Genomic DNA, 18,656 nt, shown 5'->3' on the forward strand with positions numbered 1-18,656 from the left:
ATGACTGACATTCCACATTTCCCGCTCTCCGCCGTCGTCGGCGCCGATGATCTGAAACTGGCGTTGTACCTCACGTCCATCGACCCGAAAATCGGCGGCGTGCTGATCGAAGGCCCGCGCGGCATGGCCAAATCGACCCTGGCCCGGGGGCTGGCGGATCTGCTGGCCAGCGGTCAGTTCGTCACCTTGCCATTGGGCGCCACCGAAGAGCGGCTGGTCGGTACGCTGGATCTGGATGCGGCGCTCAGCGACGGTCGCGCGCAATTTTCCCCCGGCGTACTGGCGAAGGCTGACGGCGGTGTGTTGTATGTCGATGAAGTGAATTTGCTGCCCGATCATCTGGTGGACCTGCTGCTCGACGTCGCAGCGAGCGGTACCAACCTGATCGAGCGCGACGGCATTTCCCATCGGCATTCGGCGAAGTTTGTGCTGATCGGCACGATGAACCCGGAAGAAGGCGAGTTGCGCCCGCAGTTGCTTGATCGCTTTGGTCTCAACGTCGCCTTGAGTGGTCATACGGCGCCGGTCGAGCGTGGGCAGATCATTCGTCGGCGACTGGATTTCGACAGCGATCCGCAGGCCTTCTGCGCGCAATGGGAAACCGAGCAACAAGCCCTGCGTGAGCGTTGTGAAAATGCCCGCAATGCCTTGGCGAACATTCCTCTCGACGATGAAGCACTGGCGCAGATCACCGAGCGTTGCTTTGCCGCTGGCGTAGATGGTTTGCGTGCCGATCTGGTCTGGTTGCGTGCTGCGCGGGCTCATGCGGCGTTGCGTGGTGCCGAAGCGATCGCCGAGCAGGACATCGATGCCGTGGCCGAATTTGCACTGCGTCATCGCCGTCGCGAGCAGTCCCCGTCCAATGCGCAGCCTCCCGCGCAATCGCCGTCAGGCTCCCAGGCCGATCCGAGCGCAGGGCAGGGCCAGTGGGGCGAAATGCCGGCACCGTCCCTCGTCACCGGCGCGCGCCGCGAAGTGCCGGTCTGGCCAAAAAAGCCTTAGGCATTCGCCCCCGATCCGACGTGGGGGCGAATGCCAGACCCCGCGCCGGACGCCTGGACAATGGCCGACAAGGTAAACGCCACGCCGCTCGCAACGGTTCGGTTAACTGGCCGGGCACCTTGCTCAATGGCCGCCCGAAAGTACGCGCGGACCTGCTGTTTCAACTGCGCACCCGCACACCTCATGAACTGTGGCTGGTGATCGTCGATGCCTCCGCTTCTACCCGTCGTCATCAAGCGTTGAGCGATGCCAAAGGCGTACTCGCGCAACTGTTCGACGACGCTTACCGGCAACGGGCGCGACTCGCCTTGCTGACTGCCAGTGGCGCAGCGCCGAAATGGCAGGTGCAGGGTTTGAAGGCTTCCAGCGGATTGCGTGTGTGGCTCGATGAGTTGGGCGCGGGTGGCGGCACGCCATTGCTGGCGGCGCTGAACGAGGCCGAACACTGGCTGACGGTGCGCCGCAAACGATTCCCCGCCGAACAACAGCGCCTGCTGGTGCTCACCGATGGTCGTTTGAAAGAATGCTCGGGATTGCCGGTGCTGGCCTGTCCGGGCCTGTTGATCGATATCGAGCGCGGGCCGATCCGGTTGGGCCGGGCCAGACAGTTGGCGACCGCACTGGACGCGGATTACCGGCATATCGACGACCTGTTGTCTGTCTGAGGACTATGCTGCATCCAGCCCACATCACAAGGAGTGAATCATGCGCGTACTGGTTGCCAATCCTCGGGACGATTTTCGCGTAAAGGCTTACGCCGGCACCAACGGTGTGCTGCTGGCGATGGACCTCGCCGAACCCCGCCGCAAAGGCCTGCTGGGGTTTGCCATCGAGAAGCAGCAGGGCGACAAGCCGTGGCAGTTCCTGTTCAACAGCCTGACCTTTCCCGGCAAGGAACACACCTTCCCGCAGTTTCACGCCACGCCCAGTGATATCGCGCCGCTGCAGAAATTTCGCTGGGCCGATTACGCCGTCTATCCCGGGACGACCATGCATTACCGCGTGCATCTGGCCTATGGCACGGCCGACACACCGGTGCTGGGAGAGTCACTGGAACTGAGCATTACCTCGGATGACGGTCACCCGGCCAATCAAAGCGTGATCTTCAACCGCGCCGTGGCCGCCAGTCAGGCGTTCCAGCGCAAGTTTCCGGATCTCGACGCGCAGATCAGCGCCAACAAGAACATGCCCATCGAAGCCTGGCCCGATGCGGCACGGCAATGGCTTGAGAACGGTCTGCTCGGACGTCTGCAGGGTTTCATCGAACGTGCCCCCGATGGCGAGTGGGCGCTGGACATCGCGATCTACGAGTATCAGTTGCAAGCCATCATCGACACGGTGAACGCGGCCTTCGATCGGGGTGTGCAGGTACGAGTGCTGTATCACGCCAAACCCGGTGACGAAGACACCACGATGAACGAGGCCAGCCTCGCCAAGCTGCCGGAAGCCAACAAGCGCGGGCGGGTGACCCACGATATTTTCCACGACAAGTTCATCGTCCTCAGTCGTATCGCTGGCGGTGAGCGGCAGCCCCAGGCCGTGCTGTGCGGCAGTACCAATTTCACGGCCAACGGTGTGTATCGCCAGGCTAACGTGGTGCACGTGCTGGATGACACGGCCATCGCGGCCAGTTACCTGCAGACGTTCGAGCAGGTCTGGGCGACGCCGGCGGACGTCGGCGCCACCCGGGACTGGATCACCCAGCACAACCCCATGAATCCGGCGCAACCGCTGTTTGCCGGTTTCTCGCCGCGCAGTGGTGGCGCCGACCTACGGGAGTTCGTCGACATCATCAACGCGGCGAAGAAGGATGTGCTGTTCGTCACCGCGTTCACCTTGCCCGATGCCATCCTCAACGCGCTGCTCGGTCAGCCCCACGACGACATCCTGCGTTACGGCCTGCAGAACACTGCCAGTCGCATCACCGGATTCCACGCCGACCGCACGGCCGAGTTCGCCGCCACCGCGCTACTCAACACCGGGCTGGAAGGCTGGCTGAAAGAGAACATGAAAGGCCAGAAGGGCAACCTGCTGGTGCACACCAAAGCCATCGTCACCGACTTCACCAGTGACAGCCCGACCATCATCAGCGGCAGCCACAACCTCAGCGCCGCGGCCAGCAACGGCAACGACGAGAACTTCCTGATCATCCGCGGCGACATCGAACTGGCGGACCGCTATGGCCTGGAACTGCTGCGCTTCTACGAGCATTACCGCTTCCGCTACTTTGCGAAGAAACTGGCGTTGAAACAGGTGCAGCCGCTGGCGGCGGATGACAGCTGGACCAACGACTACTACGTCGAAGGGGATTTGCGCCAGCTGTCTCGCCTGCGGTTTGCCGGGCGTTAGGGTTTAAGCATCCATCGCCTGACGGTATTGGCGGGTGCGGCGACTGAGGTACAAGCGGTCGCGGATCAGCGCCCAGAGTGCCGACACTTCGGGATGCGGCTTACGCCCCCGGCTCAGGCGCGCCATCTGGAAACGCACCACGGCCATGTTCGCCAGCGCGGCCAGCGGTTTGCGTTTCCAGCGGATCGGCGGCAGTTGCGGCTCGCTGTGGCGGCCTTCGCGCCAGTGTTTGACCAGGCTTGGTTCGATGGCCAGCGCGGTGGCGATGCCGGCCATGTCGATGCCGCTGTCGAGTACCTGTTCGACGATGGGCAGGCGCCGTATGCCACCAGTGACCATCACCGGCATGCGGGCCACGCTGGCCAGTTCGCTGGCCATTTCCAGAAAAAATGCCTCACGGGCCAGGGTGCGTCCGTCGCGGGCTTCGCCTTGCATCGCTGGCGCCTCGTAGCTGCCACCGGACAGTTCCAGCAAGTCGATCGGCTGCTCGTTGAGCCATTCGATCACCTGACGGGCATCGTCCGTGTCGAAACCGCCGCGCTGGAAGTCCGCGGAATTGAGCTTCACTGACACGCAGAACTGTGGTGAAACAGCCTGACGCACAGCCTCGATCACCGACAGCAGCAGGCGCGCACGGTTCTCCAGCGAACCACCCCAGCGGTCGGTACGGCGGTTGGTCAGTGGTGAGAGAAACTGACTGAGCAAATAACCGTGGGCAGCGTGGATCTGGACGCCGGTGAATCCGGCTTTCTCGGCAAGCGCGGCACTCCTCGCGAAACGTTGAATGACATCTTCGATGTCGTCCTCGGTCATCGGTTTGGGCTCGGCGAACAGTTTCGAGAACGAGCCCATTTCCAGTGCCACCGCTGATGGTGCCAACGCTTGCTGACCCATATTGGCGAAGGTCTGGCGGCCAGGGTGGTTGAGCTGCACCCAGACCTGCGCGCCGCCACTGCGGGCGATTTCGGCCCATTGCCGGAAACGGTCCAGATGCCGCTCGTCTTCCAGCACCACGCCGCCCGGGCCGGTCATGGCACGGCGATCGATCATGACGTTGCCGGTCAGCAGCAACCCGGCGCCGCCGTCGGCCCAGGCCTGATACAAGCGGAACAGTTCACGAGACGGTGCCTGGTCACGATCCGCGAGGTTTTCTTCCATGGCGGCTTTGGCAATACGGTTGCCGACGGTCTGACCGTTGGGCAGTTTCAAAATCTGGAAGGGCGACATAGCTTGACTCCTCATCGGTGATGGAGAGAGGCTAAGATTAAAGTTAACTTTAATGTCAAGCAGGCAATTCGAGGCTGAAATGAAAATTGGTGAATTGGCGCAACAGAGCGGTCTGAGCGCTTCGAGTATTCGCTTCTACGAGGCTCAGGGCCTGATTCCCAAAGTGGAACGCTTGGGTAATGGTTATCGGCGTTACCCGCCGCAAGTGCTGCAAACCCTGAACATCATCCGCAGTGCCCAGCAGGCCGGGTTTTCTCTGGAAGAACTCAAGCAGTTGCTGCCAGCCGCCGGGACCGGTGAATTCAAGCACGAGGAACTGGTGGAGGGCTTGACGCGCAAGGTCGAGCAGATCGAAGTCATGCAGCAGCATCTGGCTCAAAGCAAGGCGCGGTTGCTGGAGGTGATCGACAGCATTCAATCCAAGCCCGAAGGCATGAGCTGCGGTGCCAATGCCGAACGGGTCCTTGCCTCGATCTACCCGGAATCCTGACGCGACGGCGAAGGCGTACAGATTTTGAAATGATTTCCAGCTGTAGGAAAAGTCATCTGAGCCTGTACGCTTCAAGGCCTTTTTTCATTCAGGATTTGCATGAACACCCTCTCGGAGCCTCCCAGTTCTACTCAAAGAACCACGTTCCCTTCGCGCCACGGCGCGGTCTTGACGCACTCGCAGCATCCGGTTTTCCGACTCCCGACTATCGTTGATGGCGCAGCCTTCGAGCTTTCGCGCCGCACTTTGCCGTGCCCGGCAGCCTGAAATCACTGAAGAGAGATAGAGACAGAATATGGAATGGTTAGCGGATCCCACGGCATGGCTGGGCTTGTTGACACTGATCGTGCTGGAACTGGTACTGGGTATCGACAACCTGGTGTTTATCGCGATCCTGGCGGACAAACTGCCGCCGCATCAGCGCGACCGCGCACGAATCATCGGCTTGAGCCTGGCGCTGATCATGCGTCTTGGCCTGCTGGCGAGTATTTCCTGGCTGGTCACCCTCACGGCACCGCTGTTCGAGGTGTTCGGCAAGAGCTTCTCCGGCCGTGACCTGATCATGTTGTTCGGTGGTGTGTTCCTGCTGTTCAAGGCCACCATGGAATTGCACGAACGGCTTGAGGGCCACGTCGGCGAACGCTCGACCAACACCGCTTATGCATTGTTCTGGCCGATCGTGGCGCAGATCGTTGTGCTCGATGCCGTGTTCTCCCTCGATGCGGTGATTACTGCCGTGGGCATGGTCGATGAACTGGCGGTGATGATGATCGCGGTGGTCGTGTCCATTGGCGTCATGATCGTTGCCAGCAAGCCGCTGACTCGTTTCGTCAACGCGCACCCGACGGTGATCATGCTCTGTCTGGGCTTCCTGATGATGATCGGTTTTGCCCTGACTGCCGAAGGCCTGGGTTTCCACATCCCGAAAGGTTATCTGTATGCCGCGATTGGTTTCTCGATCCTGATCGAGGTGTTCAACCAGATCGCCCGGGCCCGTCGCAAGCGCTCGATGCAGGGCTTGCGCCCGATGCGTGAACGTACGGCCCACGCGGTGATGCGATTGTTGGGTGGCCGCAAACTGGCGGTGGAAGAGGTGGGCGAGGAGATTTCCGACTTGCTGGACGATGGCGAAGCACCCAGTGCGGAGCTGTTCGACCGTCGCGAACGGGTGATGATCAGCGGCGTGCTGCAATTGGCAGAACGCCCGATCCGTACCCTGATGACCGTGCGCGCCGATGTCGATTACATTGATCTGGCGGACGACGCAGCGGCGATTCGTACGCGACTGATGCATTCCTCCTACTCGCGCCTGCCACTGATTCGCAACGGTGCGGTGGATGAACCGTTGGGCTTCGTTCACAAAAAGGAGCTGCTCAAGGAGTATCTGGCCGGTAACGAGCCGAACCTTGAACACCTGGCGCGCAAGACGCTGAACCTGCTCGACAGCTATTCGATCCTCAATGCTCTCGAGCAGATGCGCGCTGCGTCTACCCACATCGCGTTTGTTGTAAACGAATTCGGTGATTTTGTCGGCGTGTTGACCATGACCGATATCCTCGAATCGATTGCCGGCGAGCTGCCGGACGCCAGTGAAATCGCTGGCCCGGATGTGATCGAAGAGCAGGGCGGGTTTGTGGTGAATGGTGCGATGAACCTGACGCGGATTCGCCAGCGCACCGGTTTCACGGCCGAACCGACTGAGGATTACCAGACCCTCGCAGGGTTGGTGATGAGTCTTCTGGATCGGCTGCCGATGAAGGGCGATCGCCTGGAACATGCCGGTTGGGGCATGACCGTGATGGCGGTCGAGGAGCGACGGGTAACGCGAGTGTTGCTCAAGCGTGAGGCCTGACGGCCTCACTGATGAAAGGTATACCGGTCTTTCCCGGTGTGCTTTGACTCATACAATGCTTCGTCAGCCTTGATCAGGGCCTGGTTGAGGGTATCGCCATCTTCGACCCGGGCCACACCGATGCTGATGGTCACCGGATGCCGGGTGGTTTGCTCACGCACCACCCGGCATAACTCACCGGCCAATGCCTCGACGTCCTCGCGGCGCACGCCCGCCAGATAAATCGCAAATTCCTCGCCACCCAGTCGCGCGTATTCGAACGGTGCCATTACCGCTTTGATGTCCGCCGCGATCCGCTTGAGCACTTCATCGCCGATGTCGTGGCCGTACACATCATTCACTTTCTTGAAGTTGTCGATGTCGATCATCGCCAGGTAATGGTCGTGCTCGCGAGGCGCTGCTTGCAGGCTCTTTTCGGCGCGGGTCATGAACGAGCGGCGGTTGGGGATTTCAGTCAGCGTGTCGTTGTAGGCCTGATCCAGCAACAGCTTGGACATGATGTAGTTGTAGAGCTTGGTCTCGCGCAGTTTCAAAAACGTATAGATCGTCAACGCACAGAGAAACACGCTGTAGGCGATGGTCATGACGCCTTTGAGTTCCAGCAGGCCGATACCGGTCCCCATGAAGGGGTTGAGTATCAGCCAGGTGACGACTTGCGCGCCGAAGAACGACCAGCGACTGAGTGGCAGCACGGAGGCGCTGTAAAGCGTGGTGGCGGCAGCGAGCACCAGCCAGATGCCGTGAAACGTCGGCGGCAATCCGTCGATCACCAGCCGTATGCCCAGGGTGATGAGGAACACGAAGGTCAGGTTAAGCCAGTCGAAGTGGCGAGCCTTGCGCGTGAACATCAACACCACGGCGAGCACGGCAAACGCAGCGATGAAGATCATCGAGCGCCAGGTGAAACCCTGATCGCCGAGGAAACTGACGATCAGGTCGAAGGCCAGCCAGATGCCCATGCTGGCCAGGTAGATCAGCAGGCAGAACGAATGCAGCCGCTCGAACTCATGCTGGATGAACTCGTCCCACAGCTCGGCGGGTGCGGTTCGCTTCAGGACTTCGTCTTCAATGGTTTTGTACATTGCTGCCCGGATGCTTGCGCTGGTTGTCGAGAATCACCTGTCCCCACGGCCGGTATCGCAGGGAAAACACTGCACTTTGATGACAGCCGGTGGAAGTGGCATCCGGGGTTGCCGGCTCGGCACGAAAAGCCTCGCCTTCACGGCTGACCTGGCGGAACGCTTCACGCACGATGCCGACGGAGCAGGGCAGTACGCTGGCATAGCCGTTGCGCACCAGCACTGGCAGGCGTCCGGTACCCGCGCCGTCCTGCCACCAGACCTGCGCGCCCGCCGCTGTCAGATCCCCCAGCCATTGGGCGTTGACTGTCGGGGCCAGCTTGCCGGCACTGAAGGCGCTGACATGCAGCGGTGCGTCCAGTTTTGCGGCGAAATCCTTCAGCTGGCGCTGGAGCGTTGCCCGCCGGTCGGCCGCCAAAAAGTGCAAGTCGTCCAGTTCCAGCGGCAGATACCAGCCGCTGACCGGCAGCTTCCACTCCTGACGCAGCTTCTGTTGCTGCGCCAGCGATTGTCCCAGTTGTGCCTGCCAGTAGGCGCCGAGGCCGGCGCTGTCCAGTTCGTCGATGCGTTTGTAGTACGCCGGGTCCATCGACAGCCCGAGCACCAGTTGCAGGCCTTGCTGTCGGGCGAGTTTCAGGCTGTTGGCGAGCCAGCCATTGGCACCGCCAAAGTCCGAGTCACCGTACGAAGTCCATTGCACGATCACAGTCCGTGCACCTTGCCGGGCCGTGTCCTGCCAGACTTTCTGCCATTGCGCCTGGGTCAGGCCGGCATCGACATTCAGCGGCTGATAGAACACCCGCTCATCGGCCCGTGCGAGAGTCGCGCCCAGCAGCAGGCAGAAAAACAACATCCATCGAGCCATCAGAAATTCCACTCCACGCCCAGCAGCACACCGTTGCCGCCTTCATACAGATTGCCGCCCAGCGACTGTTGATATTCGGTGCGTACCGTCAGTTTCGAGCGGTAGGCGTTGTAGCGATCCTCGTCGTACCACCATTGCCAGCGCAGACCGACACCGGTGCGCAGATCCTGGCGCCAGTCGTTGCTCGGGTCCTGGCTGGCAAATTCGAGGAAGCCATAAGGCATGATCGTCTGGGCGCCACTGTTCGGCAGCTTCCACGCATGCCCCTGCTGGAACCGCGACAGCCACTGGTGATCGCCGGCCTTGGTCCACCAGGCGGCGTCGAGGTAGAGGAAACGCTCGTCCCAGTCGTTTTCGTCGACGCGCCAGTCGTTGCGGTACTTGCCCTGATCGAGGAATGAGGCCGTAGCGCGCAGCAGGTAGTCGGTGGTGGTGTGGCCGTCCTGGCGATGATCATTGATCTGATCCAGCAGTTTTTCCGGCACCAGCATCTGGCCCAGGCTCAAGCTGTGATTGTCGTCATCGTTGAACTGGCTCTGTTTGTAGATTTCACCGTAGAAGTTGATGTTCTGCGTACCCCACGGCTTGTAGCGCAGGCCGACACCGGCGGCGAGGGACTCGGCGTAACTGGAGCGACCCTGTCCACCGAGCAGGACCCGGCCATACACTGACAGCGTGCTGCCGGCGCGGCTTGGCTCATCGCCGAGGGCGTGATCCCACATCGCCAGTTGTACGTTTTGCGAGTCGGCGCGGCGGTTCGAACCTTTGGTTTCGTCCGGCCGCACGAAGTCATTGGTCGACACTCCGGCCGGTGACCAGGTGCTGGCAATCGTGCGGCTGTCACGACGGGAGAGGGTTTCATGGGCACGGCGCTGACGGTAGCGGCGCGCTTCCATGCTGCCATCCTCGTCGTCGGCGGCCACCGGGTTTTGTTCCAGATCGATCACCCGGCGCAGTTCCTTGCGGGCCGAGGCGCTGTCTTCCACTTCGTCATAGCGCCAGGCCAGGGTTTCACCGAGTCGGTAATCTTCGGGGAAGTCACGAGTGGCCTGTTGCAGATAGGGGATTGCGGTGGCGCGCTCCTCGCGGGTTTCGGCGCCGGCCAGACGCATGCCGTAGTCGGCGCGGTAACGTGGGTTGTTCGGATCGCGGCGGACGGCCTCGGCCAGCCACGCGGTGCTTTGCGGCAAGTCACCAGCCTTTTGTGCGGTGACCGACGCTGCGTAGAAGTGCCCGGCGTCCGGTGCTTGTTGCAAGGCTTTGCGCTGACGTTCAAGTGCCTGGACATGATCGCCACGGGCATCGGCGATGGCTGCACCGAGAGCCCACTCATTGGCACCCCGCGTCGCGCTTTGCTGCCAGTAGCCTTCAGCGGCCTGGCTGTCACCGGCATTCAGCGCGCTTCGGCTGGCGGTGAGGCGGGCGTTATCGCTCAGTTCTGTTGCGGGAATGCTGCGCCAGATAGCCAATGCTCCTGCGGAATCGCCAGCGGCTTCGAGAGCGTAGGCCAAAGGCAGCCGGCTGCTGCGGTCACCAAGTTTTTCCGCTTGCTGGTAATACACGACAGCCTCGCCCGGCCTATCCGGCATTGCACACCGACCCAGGGCGCGATAATCGCCTGCGACTTGCGGGTGGTTGCCGATGGCTTGCTGAACGGCATCGCACTGACCGTTTTCAGCCAGTTGCGCGAGTAACTGACCACGGGTGGCGCCATCCACATGGGTGAGCAACGAAGACATGCGTCGTTGTTGTTCCGGTGTCGTGGTTTTCGAAGCTGCATAAAGTCCGGCCAGACGTTGGAGTGCTGTGGCCGGCAAGCGTCCTTGATGACGGTCGAACGCGGTTTCCAGCAACCGTTGCGCCTGTGCGTGATCGCCATTGTTTACCGCCAGATAGGTGGCCTGATTCAGCGAATTCAGGTTGCCGGTCTGCCGATAGTGAAGCTCCCACAAGGTCTGGGCTTCGGTCATGCGGCCCATGCGTTGTGACAGTTCTGCCCGACGTTTGACGATTTCAGGCGTTTGAGTCTGGCCAGCCAGCCACGCATCGACCTTGTCGCTGCGGCCCTGATCCTGCCAGACATTCAAGATTTGCTCCTGACGGCGACTGTCCCACGGCTGCGGCAGTCGGGTGGTTTGCAGCAGGTCGGTGGCTTGCAGGCGTTGGGCGAGTATCAGCCAGGTTTGTGGGTCGTCGTCAGGTGTGCAACCGCGAAATTGCTTGAGCGCTGCTTCCGGATCCTGGCGCGACAACCATTCGGCGGTCTCCAGGCAAGGCCGCTGCAGGTCGTTGCTCAAGCGCTGCACGGTCGGCACGTCTTCGGTCTTGCGCGCCAGTTCCCAAAGGCGCTGGCGTTGTGCCGGGTCGGCCAGATCGGAGTCTGGCAACGATTGAATCCAGCGTTGTGCCTGTTGTTCGTGACCCATGGCGATGGCGCGGTCGACCATTGCCAGGCGGACTTTGCGCGCGGCCTCCGGGCTCGGAGCCTGTTGCAACAGTTGTTGCAGCGGTTTTTCGTCGAGACGCTGGACGTAGGCATTGGCCAGACGTTGCCAGCCTTCGGCATCCAGCTGTTTACGTGCCGCGAGAGGCGCGAGTTGATCGATGGTGCCGCTCCAGTCGCGAAGTTGCTCAGACCAGTTGGCCCGCGCCAGACGCAGGATATTGTCATCGCCCTTGGGCGACAGTTGCGCCAGCCAGTCGTGAGCCTTGGCCGCGCCGCCGAACTTGGCCAGGCTCAGGCTATAAGCCTGCCACAGGCGCACGCGGTCATTCAGGCTGCTGGTGGCCATCCAGCTTTCAACCTGAGTGCTGGTGGGGGGATCCTGTTCGATCCAGGTCAGGCGCAGGTCGAGGAGGGCGTCGCTGTTGGCCGGCAACGCTTGCATCGCGTCTTTGTAGCGGCGTTGTTTGGCCAGGGCCTCAACCAGGAGTGCCCGGGCCTCATCGTTTTTCGGGACCTTTTCCAGCAAGTGGCGCATCAGACGCTCGACTTCTTTCCAGTTGCCCTTTTTCGCTTCGCGGTAGCTGCGGTCCATGTAGGGATAGCTGCGGAACTGCTCGAAGTCGCTCAGCGGCGCAGCCTGTAGCGGATATGCAGTGCTCAGGCCCAGCAGCAGGCTGCCCATCAGCAAGGTGTGACGATGCACAGGCTTCATGCGACCTCCCGGACAATGCGGTAGGCGGCTTGCTGTTCGCTGGCCTGATCGGCCAGGGCCTGTTCCAGAACTTCCTGGGTGATCATGCCCCGGGAAATCAGGTGTTCGCCGAGCGACATCTGTTCGGCATCAAAGTCGATCAGCGCCTGATTGAAAAGAGTCGGCGGCACCATGCCGCGTACCTGCAACAGATTGCCCAGCAGCACCTGATGGCGGCTGACCCGCTCCAGCAAGGCTTCATCGTCCTGATGGCGCTCAAGCACTTCGAGCATATGACGCACTTCCTCATTCTGGCGGGGACTGGCGTACCAGTAGCGAATCCCCAATGTGACGCGGCCCTGGGGGGCCAGACGGCTACGCACCGGGCGTTTCAATTGACGGCTGATGGCGCCGAGCGAGACCTGGCTGACCGGGCCTTCGGAGGCCAGAATCAGCGTGTCGCCTTCTTCGGCTACCGGCAGCACGCCGTAGTGCGACGCGACCCGGCGTGGCACGGCATCGATCAGGCGCTTGTCGAGCTTGAACGGATTAAGCGGCGCCCACTCCAGATCCAGCTGTTCGGCGAGGGTTTGCACAAGTTGTGTGCTGTCGATGTATTCGCGCAGCAACAATTCGCGCCCAAGGCGACGGCGCACCGGGCTGGTAATTGCTGCTTCCAGTTGTTCTTCGGTCAGCAGGCCTTTTTCCACCAGCCGATGGCCGAGCGGGGTGCGTTGCGCCTTGGTCAGTGCCGGGAATTCGTGGGTGGTCTTGTCCCAGGCTACGCGCCGCGAGTCGCCCATCTCCATGACCTGCCGCAGGGCGCGCAGGTTGGCGAAGAAATTGACGAAGTTGCTCCACATCATGCGCGGTGCCGACAACAGACCTTCCACCAATCCGTAGTAACGGGTGACGAACCAGCCACGCTGGAACAGACGGTTGAACAGCATCAGCCCGTTAAGCCATAGCAGCACCGAGAGCAACGAGCTGTCGGCGAGGATCGACGGATAGCGCCATGAGTCCGGGGAAATCACCGTGACCGCCCACATCGCCAGCAGCACCAGGAACAGCAGGTTGACCAGAAAGCTCAGCAAATAAGCGATCAATCCGCGACGGTCGCGCCACAGGAAGTAATTGAGCAGACCCTTGCGGCTCCAGCCGAGGTTCTTGGTGCCCTGAAACACGATGCCGACGATCCATCGCGACTTCTGCCGGATCGCATGTTGCAGGTCCCGTGGGAAATGTTCTCGTACGCAGATCACTTGGGAAAACTCGCGGTTCATCCCGAACACCCACGGTTGTTCCAGCGCCAGTTTCGGATCGCTGACCGAGTAGCGGGCGAAGATGCATTTCATGCCTTTCTGCTTGAGGCGGAAACCGATGTCGTAGTCTTCGGTGAGACTCTGCACATCGAAGGCAATGCCGTCGCCGTCTTCCAGCAGGGCGCTGATGGCTTTACGGCTGAAGCAGGTGCCAACGCCGGCACTGGGCACCTGGCCGGTGAGGGCTTCGCGGACGATGACGTCCTTGCCGTGGTTCTCGGCAAATTCATCGACGTAGTGCCCGGCGGTGAAGCCTTTCCATTCCGGTGCGTAGGGGTAGACCGGAATCTGGATAAGGTCCTTGTTCGGCAGCAGGTAATTGTAGAGGCGCAACTCCATGGGTGAAATCACGTCTTCGGCATCGTGCAGGATGAAGCCGGCGAACTGGATTTTCGCCTCGCTCTCGAAGCGCAGGATCGCGTCGATGATGTTGTTCAGGCAGTCGGCCTTGCTGGTTGGGCCAGGTCGGGCGCACACCACTTTGTGCACGTTGGGGTAGTGCTGGCAGACCGCATCGACATCGGCCTGGGTCTCGGCGTCGTTGGGGTAGGTGCCGACGAAAATCTGATAGTTCTCATAGTCGATGGTCGAGGCGGCCAGCCGCGCCATCTCGCCGACCACGCCGACTTCGTTCCACGCGGGCACCATGATCGCCAGCGGCTTCTCGGGAATCGAATACAGGCGCTCCTCGTCGGCGCGTTTGAATTTCTCGTAGATCCGCCAGCGCCGGATGAACTTGCGGCTCCAGTAGACGAGGTCGATGAACAGGTCATCGAGGCCGAGGATGAACATCAGCAGGGCGAGGATGATCGCCACATACTTCAGACCAAACAGCACATACGCAAAGAAGTCGACCCAACCCAGACTCATACGCCGTTACCCGCCGCCGAGCGTGCGCTCAGCCAGGCGTGGAGGCGTTTGGCGATGCGTTCACTGGCGTGACCGTCACCGTAGGGGCTGTGGACGCGGCTCATGCGTTGATAGGTTGCTTCGTCATCGAGCAACTGGCTGGCTTCCTTGACGATCTTCGCGGTGTCGGTGCCTACCAGCAACACGGTGCCGCCCTCGAGTACGGAAGGGCGTTCGGTAACATCACGCAACACCAGCAGCGGTTTGCCGATGGCCGGAGCCTCCTCCTGGACACCGCCGGAGTCGGTCAGGATGAAGTGCGCACGGCCCATCAGCCAGACGAAGTTCGGGTAATCCTGCGGGGCGACCAGATAAATGTTGGGTTTGTCGGCGAGCATGCCGTACACCGCGCTTTGCACCTGCGGGTTGAGGTGTACCGGATAGACAAATTGCACATCCGGGTAGCGCAGGGCGAGATCGGCCAGGGCCTGGCAGATGTTCTGGAAACCGTCGCCGAGGTTTTCCCGGCGATGGCCGGTGATCAGCACCATGCGACGGCTGTCGTCGAGCACCGACAAGGGAGAATCGGCCGCCGGACGCCACTGGCTTTGCTGCTGGTGCGTGCGCATCCACAGCAGCGCATCGATGACGGTGTTGCCGGTGATTTCGATGTTGTCTTGAGGTACACCTTCGCGCAGCAGATTGGCTTCGGCCTTGCCGGTCGGCGGGAAGTGCAGGTCGGCGATGACGCCGGTCAGGCGCCGATTGGCTTCTTCCGGCCAGGGCGCGCGCAGGTTGCCGGTGCGCAATCCAGCCTCGACGTGGCCGATCGGCAACTGGCGATTGAAGGCGGCGAGGGCGGCGATGAAGCTGGTGGTGGTGTCGCCGTGGACCAGCACGATGTCCGGCTTGACCCGTTCGTAGGCCTGATCGAGTTGTGCAAGCAGATGTTGCGAGAGGCCGTTGAGGGTCTGGCCCTGGGTCATGACTTGCAGGTCTTCATCGACCGTCAGTTCGAACGCGTCGAGGACCTGCTTGAGCATCTCCCGATGCTGGCCGGTCGAGCAGATGTTGAGTTTGATGTCGGGCCACTGACGCAGAACCCGGGCCAGCGGGGCCATTTTGATGGCCTCCGGGCGAGTACCGAAAACCATCATGACGTTAAAGGACATTAGACCCCTCCTGGGACGAAGTAAGGCCGTGGCCGGATAGCCAACAGCACCTATCTCTTTCTGAGAAATAAAGAAAAGCAGCCGGATGGGAGCTTGTCCAATCGGGCCTCGAGGCTAGTTGTTACAGATCAATTGGAACGAAAGTGCCATTACCTGATGGCTCTTAGGTGGCACTTTCAGGAAAAGTTCCATCGTTTTGCGCGGGGGATGGTGCAGAGGGTACGCAGGGTGTGGCGAAGCCAGCTCAGGTCATGGGCTGGTTTGCGTGGCGGGGCGGGATATCTGGTTTTGCCGAGGAATTGGGTGAAATCTTGCAGGAGGGATTCATCCGTGCCGATGCCTTTAAGTTTTTTGACCAGTACGCCTTCCTTGTAAAACAACACCGTCGGAGTGCCCGTGACATCGGGATGTCGACACGACTGTGCGGTATCGAGCATGAAGATATCCATCCAGGGCCGGAAGGGCTTGGCGATCTCGAGAAAAACGGGACCGGAAAACACACAGGCACCGCAATGCTCGTTGAAGAAGTACAGGACGACGAGGCGCCTGGCTTTCAAGACCTTCCGGTACGTCGGGGGCAACGCTGAATATCGAGTCGGCTTCGTCATTGGAGCCTCCTGATCAATGAGTCTGGAAGGCCTTTGACGTTAAAACAGGGCAAAACGGCGGTCTACTGTCAGAAATTACAGGTAGGTCCTACAAAGGATAATTTCGTCCTACTTTGCTGCCAGAGCATTCCCTCAGAAGACTCAGATCCGCGGACGCCAAGCAGTTGGTATTGTTTTTCAGGCGTTTATCAAAGGAGTTCCTGATGGGCAGCGATGCAGGTTTGAAAGCAGTTTCCGTAGCAAAAGGATTGAAGTCAGATGCGCCCTGGAGTGCTATTTTCAGCACTCTTAAAAGCACTCCGAGGCAACCCTTCATGACACATATTGTCCTTTCCCAAGTCGTAGCGAGCATTTCCGAACTGAAAAAAAATCCCATGGGTACTGTCGCAGCAGGCGGCGGTGATTCAGTTGCAATTCTCAACCGCAATGAGCCGGCCTTTTATTGCGTCCCGGCAAAAGCCTATGAGGCGCTGATGAATCGCCTTGAGGATCTGGAGCTGATAGCTCTGTGCAAGGAGCGAGAAAATGATCCGACCATAAAGGTCTCGATAGATGACCTATGAGCTTGAGTTCTCGGAGAAAGCCTGGAAAGAGTGGAAAAAGCTTGATGCGAATCTCAAGGAGCAGTTGAAGAGGAAACTTCAGGAGCGCCTTGAGAATCCGCATGTTCCAGCCGACCGGCTCAGGGGGCTTGGAAACGCCTACAAGATCAAGCTGCGTAGCGTCGGATATCGATTGGTCTATCGCGTCAAGGACGAATTACTGGTCGTCACAGTAATAGCCATAGGGAGGAGAGAGGGAGGACAAGTGTACAAACTTGCCTCCGAACGTTGACCTCTATCGCTCACATCTGAACTGGTATCTCCTCCGGTAACAGATGGCACCGCCCCAGAATCGATCACTCGTGCACCGATTGGGAATCTGCTACCCGCATTGCTGTAGCCAACGGTAGCGCACGCTTGCGCGCGCTCGCTGCTTTTCTCTTTTTACTTTTTTCGTATCTCTTTGATTCCATGAATTTTTCGTTCCATTGCAGATTCCCCTCGAATCCCGTGGCACACTTTCTGCTGTCTATTCCGTAGTAACAAACCGAGTTCCGGTATAGCGGAATAAACAATCCTCTGGAGTGCTTGCCATGCATCGCCGACCATCCTTGTTCAAAGCGTGTGTTTTTGTTCTCGCGGCTTCGTCCGCTGTCATGGGTATGGCCCAGGCGGCCGACAGCAAGCTCGACAGCGTCCTGGCCCGTGGAAAACTGATCGTGGGCACCGGCAGCACCAACGCGCCGTGGCATTTCCAGGGCGCGGACGGCAAGTTGCAGGGCTTTGATATCGACATCGCCAGGATGGTGGCCAAAGGTCTGTTCAATGACCCGAACAAGGTCGAGTTTGTGGTGCAGTCGTCCGATGCGCGGATTCCCAACCTGCTGACCGACAAGGTCGACATGAGCTGCCAGTTCATCACCGTCACCGCCAGCCGCGCGCAGCAAGTGGCGTTCACCCTGCCTTACTACCGCGAAGGCGTCGGCCTGCTGTTGCCGAACAACAGCAAGTACAAGGAAATCGAAGACCTGCAGGCCGCCGGCGACAGCGTGACCGTGGCGGTGCTGCAGAACGTGTACGCCGAAGAGCTGGTGCACCAGGCACTGCCCAAGGCCAAGGTCGATCAGTACGACAGCGTCGATCTGATGTATCAGGCGGTGAACTCCGGTCGTGCCGATGCCGCTGCTACCGACCAGTCTTCGGTCAAATACCTGATGGTGCAGAACCCCGGCCGCTACCGCAGCCCGACGTACGCCTGGAGCCCGCAGACCTACGCCTGCGCCGTCAAACGTGGCGATCAGGACTGGCTGAATTTCGTCAACACCACCTTGCATGAAGCCATGACCGGCGTTGAGTTCCCGACTTACGCCGCGTCCTTCAAGCAATGGTTCGGCGTTGATCTGCCATCGCCCGCCATCGGTTTCCCTGTCGAATTCAAATGATCCCGTGAGAGTGGGGCGCCCTGATGCGCCCCGCTCAAGGTACTGCCGACCATGAACTATCAGTTGAACTTTGCCGCCGTGTGGCGCGATTTCGACACCTTGCTGGCGGGGCTCGGTCTGGGCCTCGAACTGGCGCTGGTGTCGATCGCCATCGGCTGCGTGATCGGCCTGCTGATGGCGTTTGCCTTGCTGTCGAAGCATCGCGCCTTGCGGGTGCTGGCATCGGTGTATGTGACGGTGATCCGTAACACGCCGATCCTGGTGTTGATTCTGTTGATCTACTTTGCGTTGCCGAGCCTGGGGATCCGGCTGGACAAGATTCCGTCGTTCATCATCACCCTGTCGTTGTACGCCGGGGCGTATCTGACCGAAGTGTTCCGCGGTGGTTTGTTGAGCATCCCCAAGGGCCAGCGCGAAGCTGGGCTCGCCATCGGTCTGGGCGAGTGGCAGGTGAAGGCCTACGTTACCGTGCCGGTGATGTTGCGCAACGTGCTGCCGGCGCTGTCGAACAACTTCATTTCACTGTTCAAGGACACTTCGCTGGCCGCCGCGATCGCGGTGCCGGAACTGACCTATTACGCGCGCAAGATCAACGTCGAGAGCTACCGGGTGATCGAAACCTGGCTGGTGACCACGGCGTTGTATGTCGCGGCCTGTTACCTCATTGCCATGCTGCTGCGTTACCTGGAGCAGCGTCTGGCAATCCGCCGATAGGAGGCT

The 18,656-nt window shown here is 60.4% G+C and carries 16 protein-coding genes; 9 read left to right on the top strand and 7 right to left on the bottom strand.

What is annotated here, in order from left to right:
* Genes CAG02_RS00475 through CAG02_RS00485 form a run of 3 tightly spaced genes read left to right on the top strand, consistent with a single transcriptional unit; the run spans position 1 to position 3,351 of the window.
* Positions 1–1,002 carry an ATP-binding protein gene (locus CAG02_RS00475; protein WP_085710083.1) on the top strand — a complete coding sequence of 334 codons (1,002 nt, stop codon included), beginning with the start codon at positions 1–3 and terminating at the stop codon, positions 1,000–1,002.
* Positions 1,003–1,022: 20 nt separating this feature from the next.
* Positions 1,023–1,667, top strand: coding sequence for a VWA domain-containing protein (locus CAG02_RS00480; protein WP_085710082.1), 645 nt, complete (start codon positions 1,023–1,025; stop codon positions 1,665–1,667).
* A gap of 40 nt (positions 1,668–1,707) precedes the next feature.
* Entirely contained in the window at positions 1,708–3,351 is a 1,644-nt protein-coding gene (locus tag CAG02_RS00485) for a phospholipase D-like domain-containing protein (protein ID WP_085710081.1), read from the top strand.
* 3 nt (positions 3,352–3,354) lie between these two features.
* Here the strand turns inward: CAG02_RS00485 and CAG02_RS00490 are convergent, their stop codons facing one another.
* Complete coding sequence (locus CAG02_RS00490; RefSeq protein ID WP_085710080.1) at positions 3,355–4,578, bottom strand: NADH:flavin oxidoreductase/NADH oxidase family protein; 1,224 nt, start codon at positions 4,576–4,578, stop codon at positions 3,355–3,357.
* 79 nt (positions 4,579–4,657) lie between these two features.
* Here CAG02_RS00490 and CAG02_RS00495 point away from each other — a divergent pair, with 79 nt between their 5' ends.
* Both CAG02_RS00495 and CAG02_RS00500 read left to right on the top strand, forming a co-directional pair.
* Positions 4,658–5,068 (top strand): MerR family transcriptional regulator, encoded by a 411-nt coding sequence (locus CAG02_RS00495; protein ID WP_085710079.1) that lies wholly within the window; start codon positions 4,658–4,660, stop codon positions 5,066–5,068.
* 295 nt (positions 5,069–5,363) lie between these two features.
* Positions 5,364–6,920, top strand: coding sequence for a TerC family protein (locus CAG02_RS00500; RefSeq protein ID WP_085710078.1), 1,557 nt, complete (start codon positions 5,364–5,366; stop codon positions 6,918–6,920).
* Between the two features lie 5 nt (positions 6,921–6,925).
* Here the strand turns inward: CAG02_RS00500 and CAG02_RS00505 are convergent, their stop codons facing one another.
* From CAG02_RS00505 to CAG02_RS00530, 6 genes are all read right to left on the bottom strand, one after another.
* Positions 6,926–8,002 carry a diguanylate cyclase gene (locus tag CAG02_RS00505; protein ID WP_085710077.1) on the bottom strand — a complete coding sequence of 359 codons (1,077 nt, stop codon included), beginning with the start codon at positions 8,000–8,002 and terminating at the stop codon, positions 6,926–6,928.
* Positions 7,986–8,864, bottom strand: coding sequence for a DUF4434 family protein (locus tag CAG02_RS00510; protein ID WP_085710076.1), 879 nt, complete (start codon positions 8,862–8,864; stop codon positions 7,986–7,988). The genes CAG02_RS00505 and CAG02_RS00510 overlap by 17 nt, the downstream gene beginning before the upstream one ends.
* On the bottom strand, positions 8,864–12,022 hold the full coding sequence (locus CAG02_RS00515) for a phage receptor (RefSeq protein ID WP_085710075.1): 3,159 nt from the start codon (positions 12,020–12,022) through the stop codon (positions 8,864–8,866). Before CAG02_RS00515 ends, CAG02_RS00510 begins: the two co-directional genes overlap by 1 nt.
* Positions 12,019–14,193: a cyclic di-3',5'-guanylate-activated glycosyltransferase NrfB gene (nrfB, locus tag CAG02_RS00520; RefSeq protein ID WP_085710074.1), complete on the bottom strand. Its 2,175-nt coding sequence runs from the start codon at positions 14,191–14,193 to the stop codon at positions 12,019–12,021. The genes CAG02_RS00515 and nrfB overlap by 4 nt, the downstream gene beginning before the upstream one ends.
* On the bottom strand, positions 14,190–15,344 hold the full coding sequence (wecB, locus tag CAG02_RS00525) for a non-hydrolyzing UDP-N-acetylglucosamine 2-epimerase (protein ID WP_085710073.1): 1,155 nt from the start codon (positions 15,342–15,344) through the stop codon (positions 14,190–14,192). Before wecB ends, nrfB begins: the two co-directional genes overlap by 4 nt.
* A gap of 176 nt (positions 15,345–15,520) precedes the next feature.
* Complete coding sequence (locus CAG02_RS00530) at positions 15,521–15,952, bottom strand: co-chaperone YbbN (protein WP_085710072.1); 432 nt, start codon at positions 15,950–15,952, stop codon at positions 15,521–15,523.
* A 314-nt stretch (positions 15,953–16,266) separates the two neighbouring features.
* On the opposite strand from CAG02_RS00530, the gene CAG02_RS00535 reads away from it, so the two are divergent.
* The 4 genes from CAG02_RS00535 to CAG02_RS00550 all read left to right on the top strand — a co-directional run bounded on the left by CAG02_RS00535 (position 16,267) and on the right by CAG02_RS00550 (position 18,650).
* Positions 16,267–16,515, top strand: a complete 249-nt coding sequence (locus tag CAG02_RS00535; RefSeq protein WP_007960251.1) for a type II toxin-antitoxin system Phd/YefM family antitoxin — start codon at positions 16,267–16,269, stop codon at positions 16,513–16,515.
* The gene (locus CAG02_RS00540; protein WP_085710071.1) at positions 16,505–16,786 is read left to right on the top strand and encodes a type II toxin-antitoxin system RelE/ParE family toxin; all 282 of its coding nucleotides are present in this window, start codon (positions 16,505–16,507) and stop codon (positions 16,784–16,786) included. Before CAG02_RS00535 ends, CAG02_RS00540 begins: the two co-directional genes overlap by 11 nt.
* A gap of 301 nt (positions 16,787–17,087) precedes the next feature.
* Positions 17,088–17,936, top strand: a complete 849-nt coding sequence (locus CAG02_RS00545) for a transporter substrate-binding domain-containing protein (protein WP_085710070.1) — start codon at positions 17,088–17,090, stop codon at positions 17,934–17,936.
* Between the two features lie 51 nt (positions 17,937–17,987).
* Positions 17,988–18,650 (top strand): amino acid ABC transporter permease, encoded by a 663-nt coding sequence (locus CAG02_RS00550; RefSeq protein WP_059405928.1) that lies wholly within the window; start codon positions 17,988–17,990, stop codon positions 18,648–18,650.
* Positions 18,651–18,656 lie beyond the last annotated feature (6 nt).

This window comes from Pseudomonas sp. R43(2017) (genome assembly GCF_002112345.1).
Lineage (GTDB): Bacteria > Pseudomonadota > Gammaproteobacteria > Pseudomonadales > Pseudomonadaceae > Aquipseudomonas > Aquipseudomonas kribbensis.

Coding starts and splice junctions, on each gene's coding strand:
- CAG02_RS00475 (WP_085710083.1), top strand. CDS start 1: ATGACTGACATTCCACATTTCCCGCTCTCCGCCGTCGTCGGCGCCGAT.
- CAG02_RS00485 (WP_085710081.1), top strand. CDS start 1,708: ATGCGCGTACTGGTTGCCAATCCTCGGGACGATTTTCGCGTAAAGGCT.
- CAG02_RS00490 (WP_085710080.1), bottom strand. CDS start 4,578: ATGTCGCCCTTCCAGATTTTGAAACTGCCCAACGGTCAGACCGTCGGC.
- CAG02_RS00495 (WP_085710079.1), top strand. CDS start 4,658: ATGAAAATTGGTGAATTGGCGCAACAGAGCGGTCTGAGCGCTTCGAGT.
- CAG02_RS00500 (WP_085710078.1), top strand. CDS start 5,364: ATGGAATGGTTAGCGGATCCCACGGCATGGCTGGGCTTGTTGACACTG.
- CAG02_RS00505 (WP_085710077.1), bottom strand. CDS start 8,002: ATGTACAAAACCATTGAAGACGAAGTCCTGAAGCGAACCGCACCCGCC.
- CAG02_RS00510 (WP_085710076.1), bottom strand. CDS start 8,864: ATGGCTCGATGGATGTTGTTTTTCTGCCTGCTGCTGGGCGCGACTCTC.
- CAG02_RS00515 (WP_085710075.1), bottom strand. CDS start 12,022: ATGAAGCCTGTGCATCGTCACACCTTGCTGATGGGCAGCCTGCTGCTG.
- nrfB (WP_085710074.1), bottom strand. CDS start 14,193: ATGAGTCTGGGTTGGGTCGACTTCTTTGCGTATGTGCTGTTTGGTCTG.
- wecB (WP_085710073.1), bottom strand. CDS start 15,344: ATGTCCTTTAACGTCATGATGGTTTTCGGTACTCGCCCGGAGGCCATC.
- CAG02_RS00530 (WP_085710072.1), bottom strand. CDS start 15,952: ATGACGAAGCCGACTCGATATTCAGCGTTGCCCCCGACGTACCGGAAG.
- CAG02_RS00535 (WP_007960251.1), top strand. CDS start 16,267: ATGACACATATTGTCCTTTCCCAAGTCGTAGCGAGCATTTCCGAACTG.
- CAG02_RS00540 (WP_085710071.1), top strand. CDS start 16,505: ATGACCTATGAGCTTGAGTTCTCGGAGAAAGCCTGGAAAGAGTGGAAA.
- CAG02_RS00545 (WP_085710070.1), top strand. CDS start 17,088: ATGCATCGCCGACCATCCTTGTTCAAAGCGTGTGTTTTTGTTCTCGCG.
- CAG02_RS00550 (WP_059405928.1), top strand. CDS start 17,988: ATGAACTATCAGTTGAACTTTGCCGCCGTGTGGCGCGATTTCGACACC.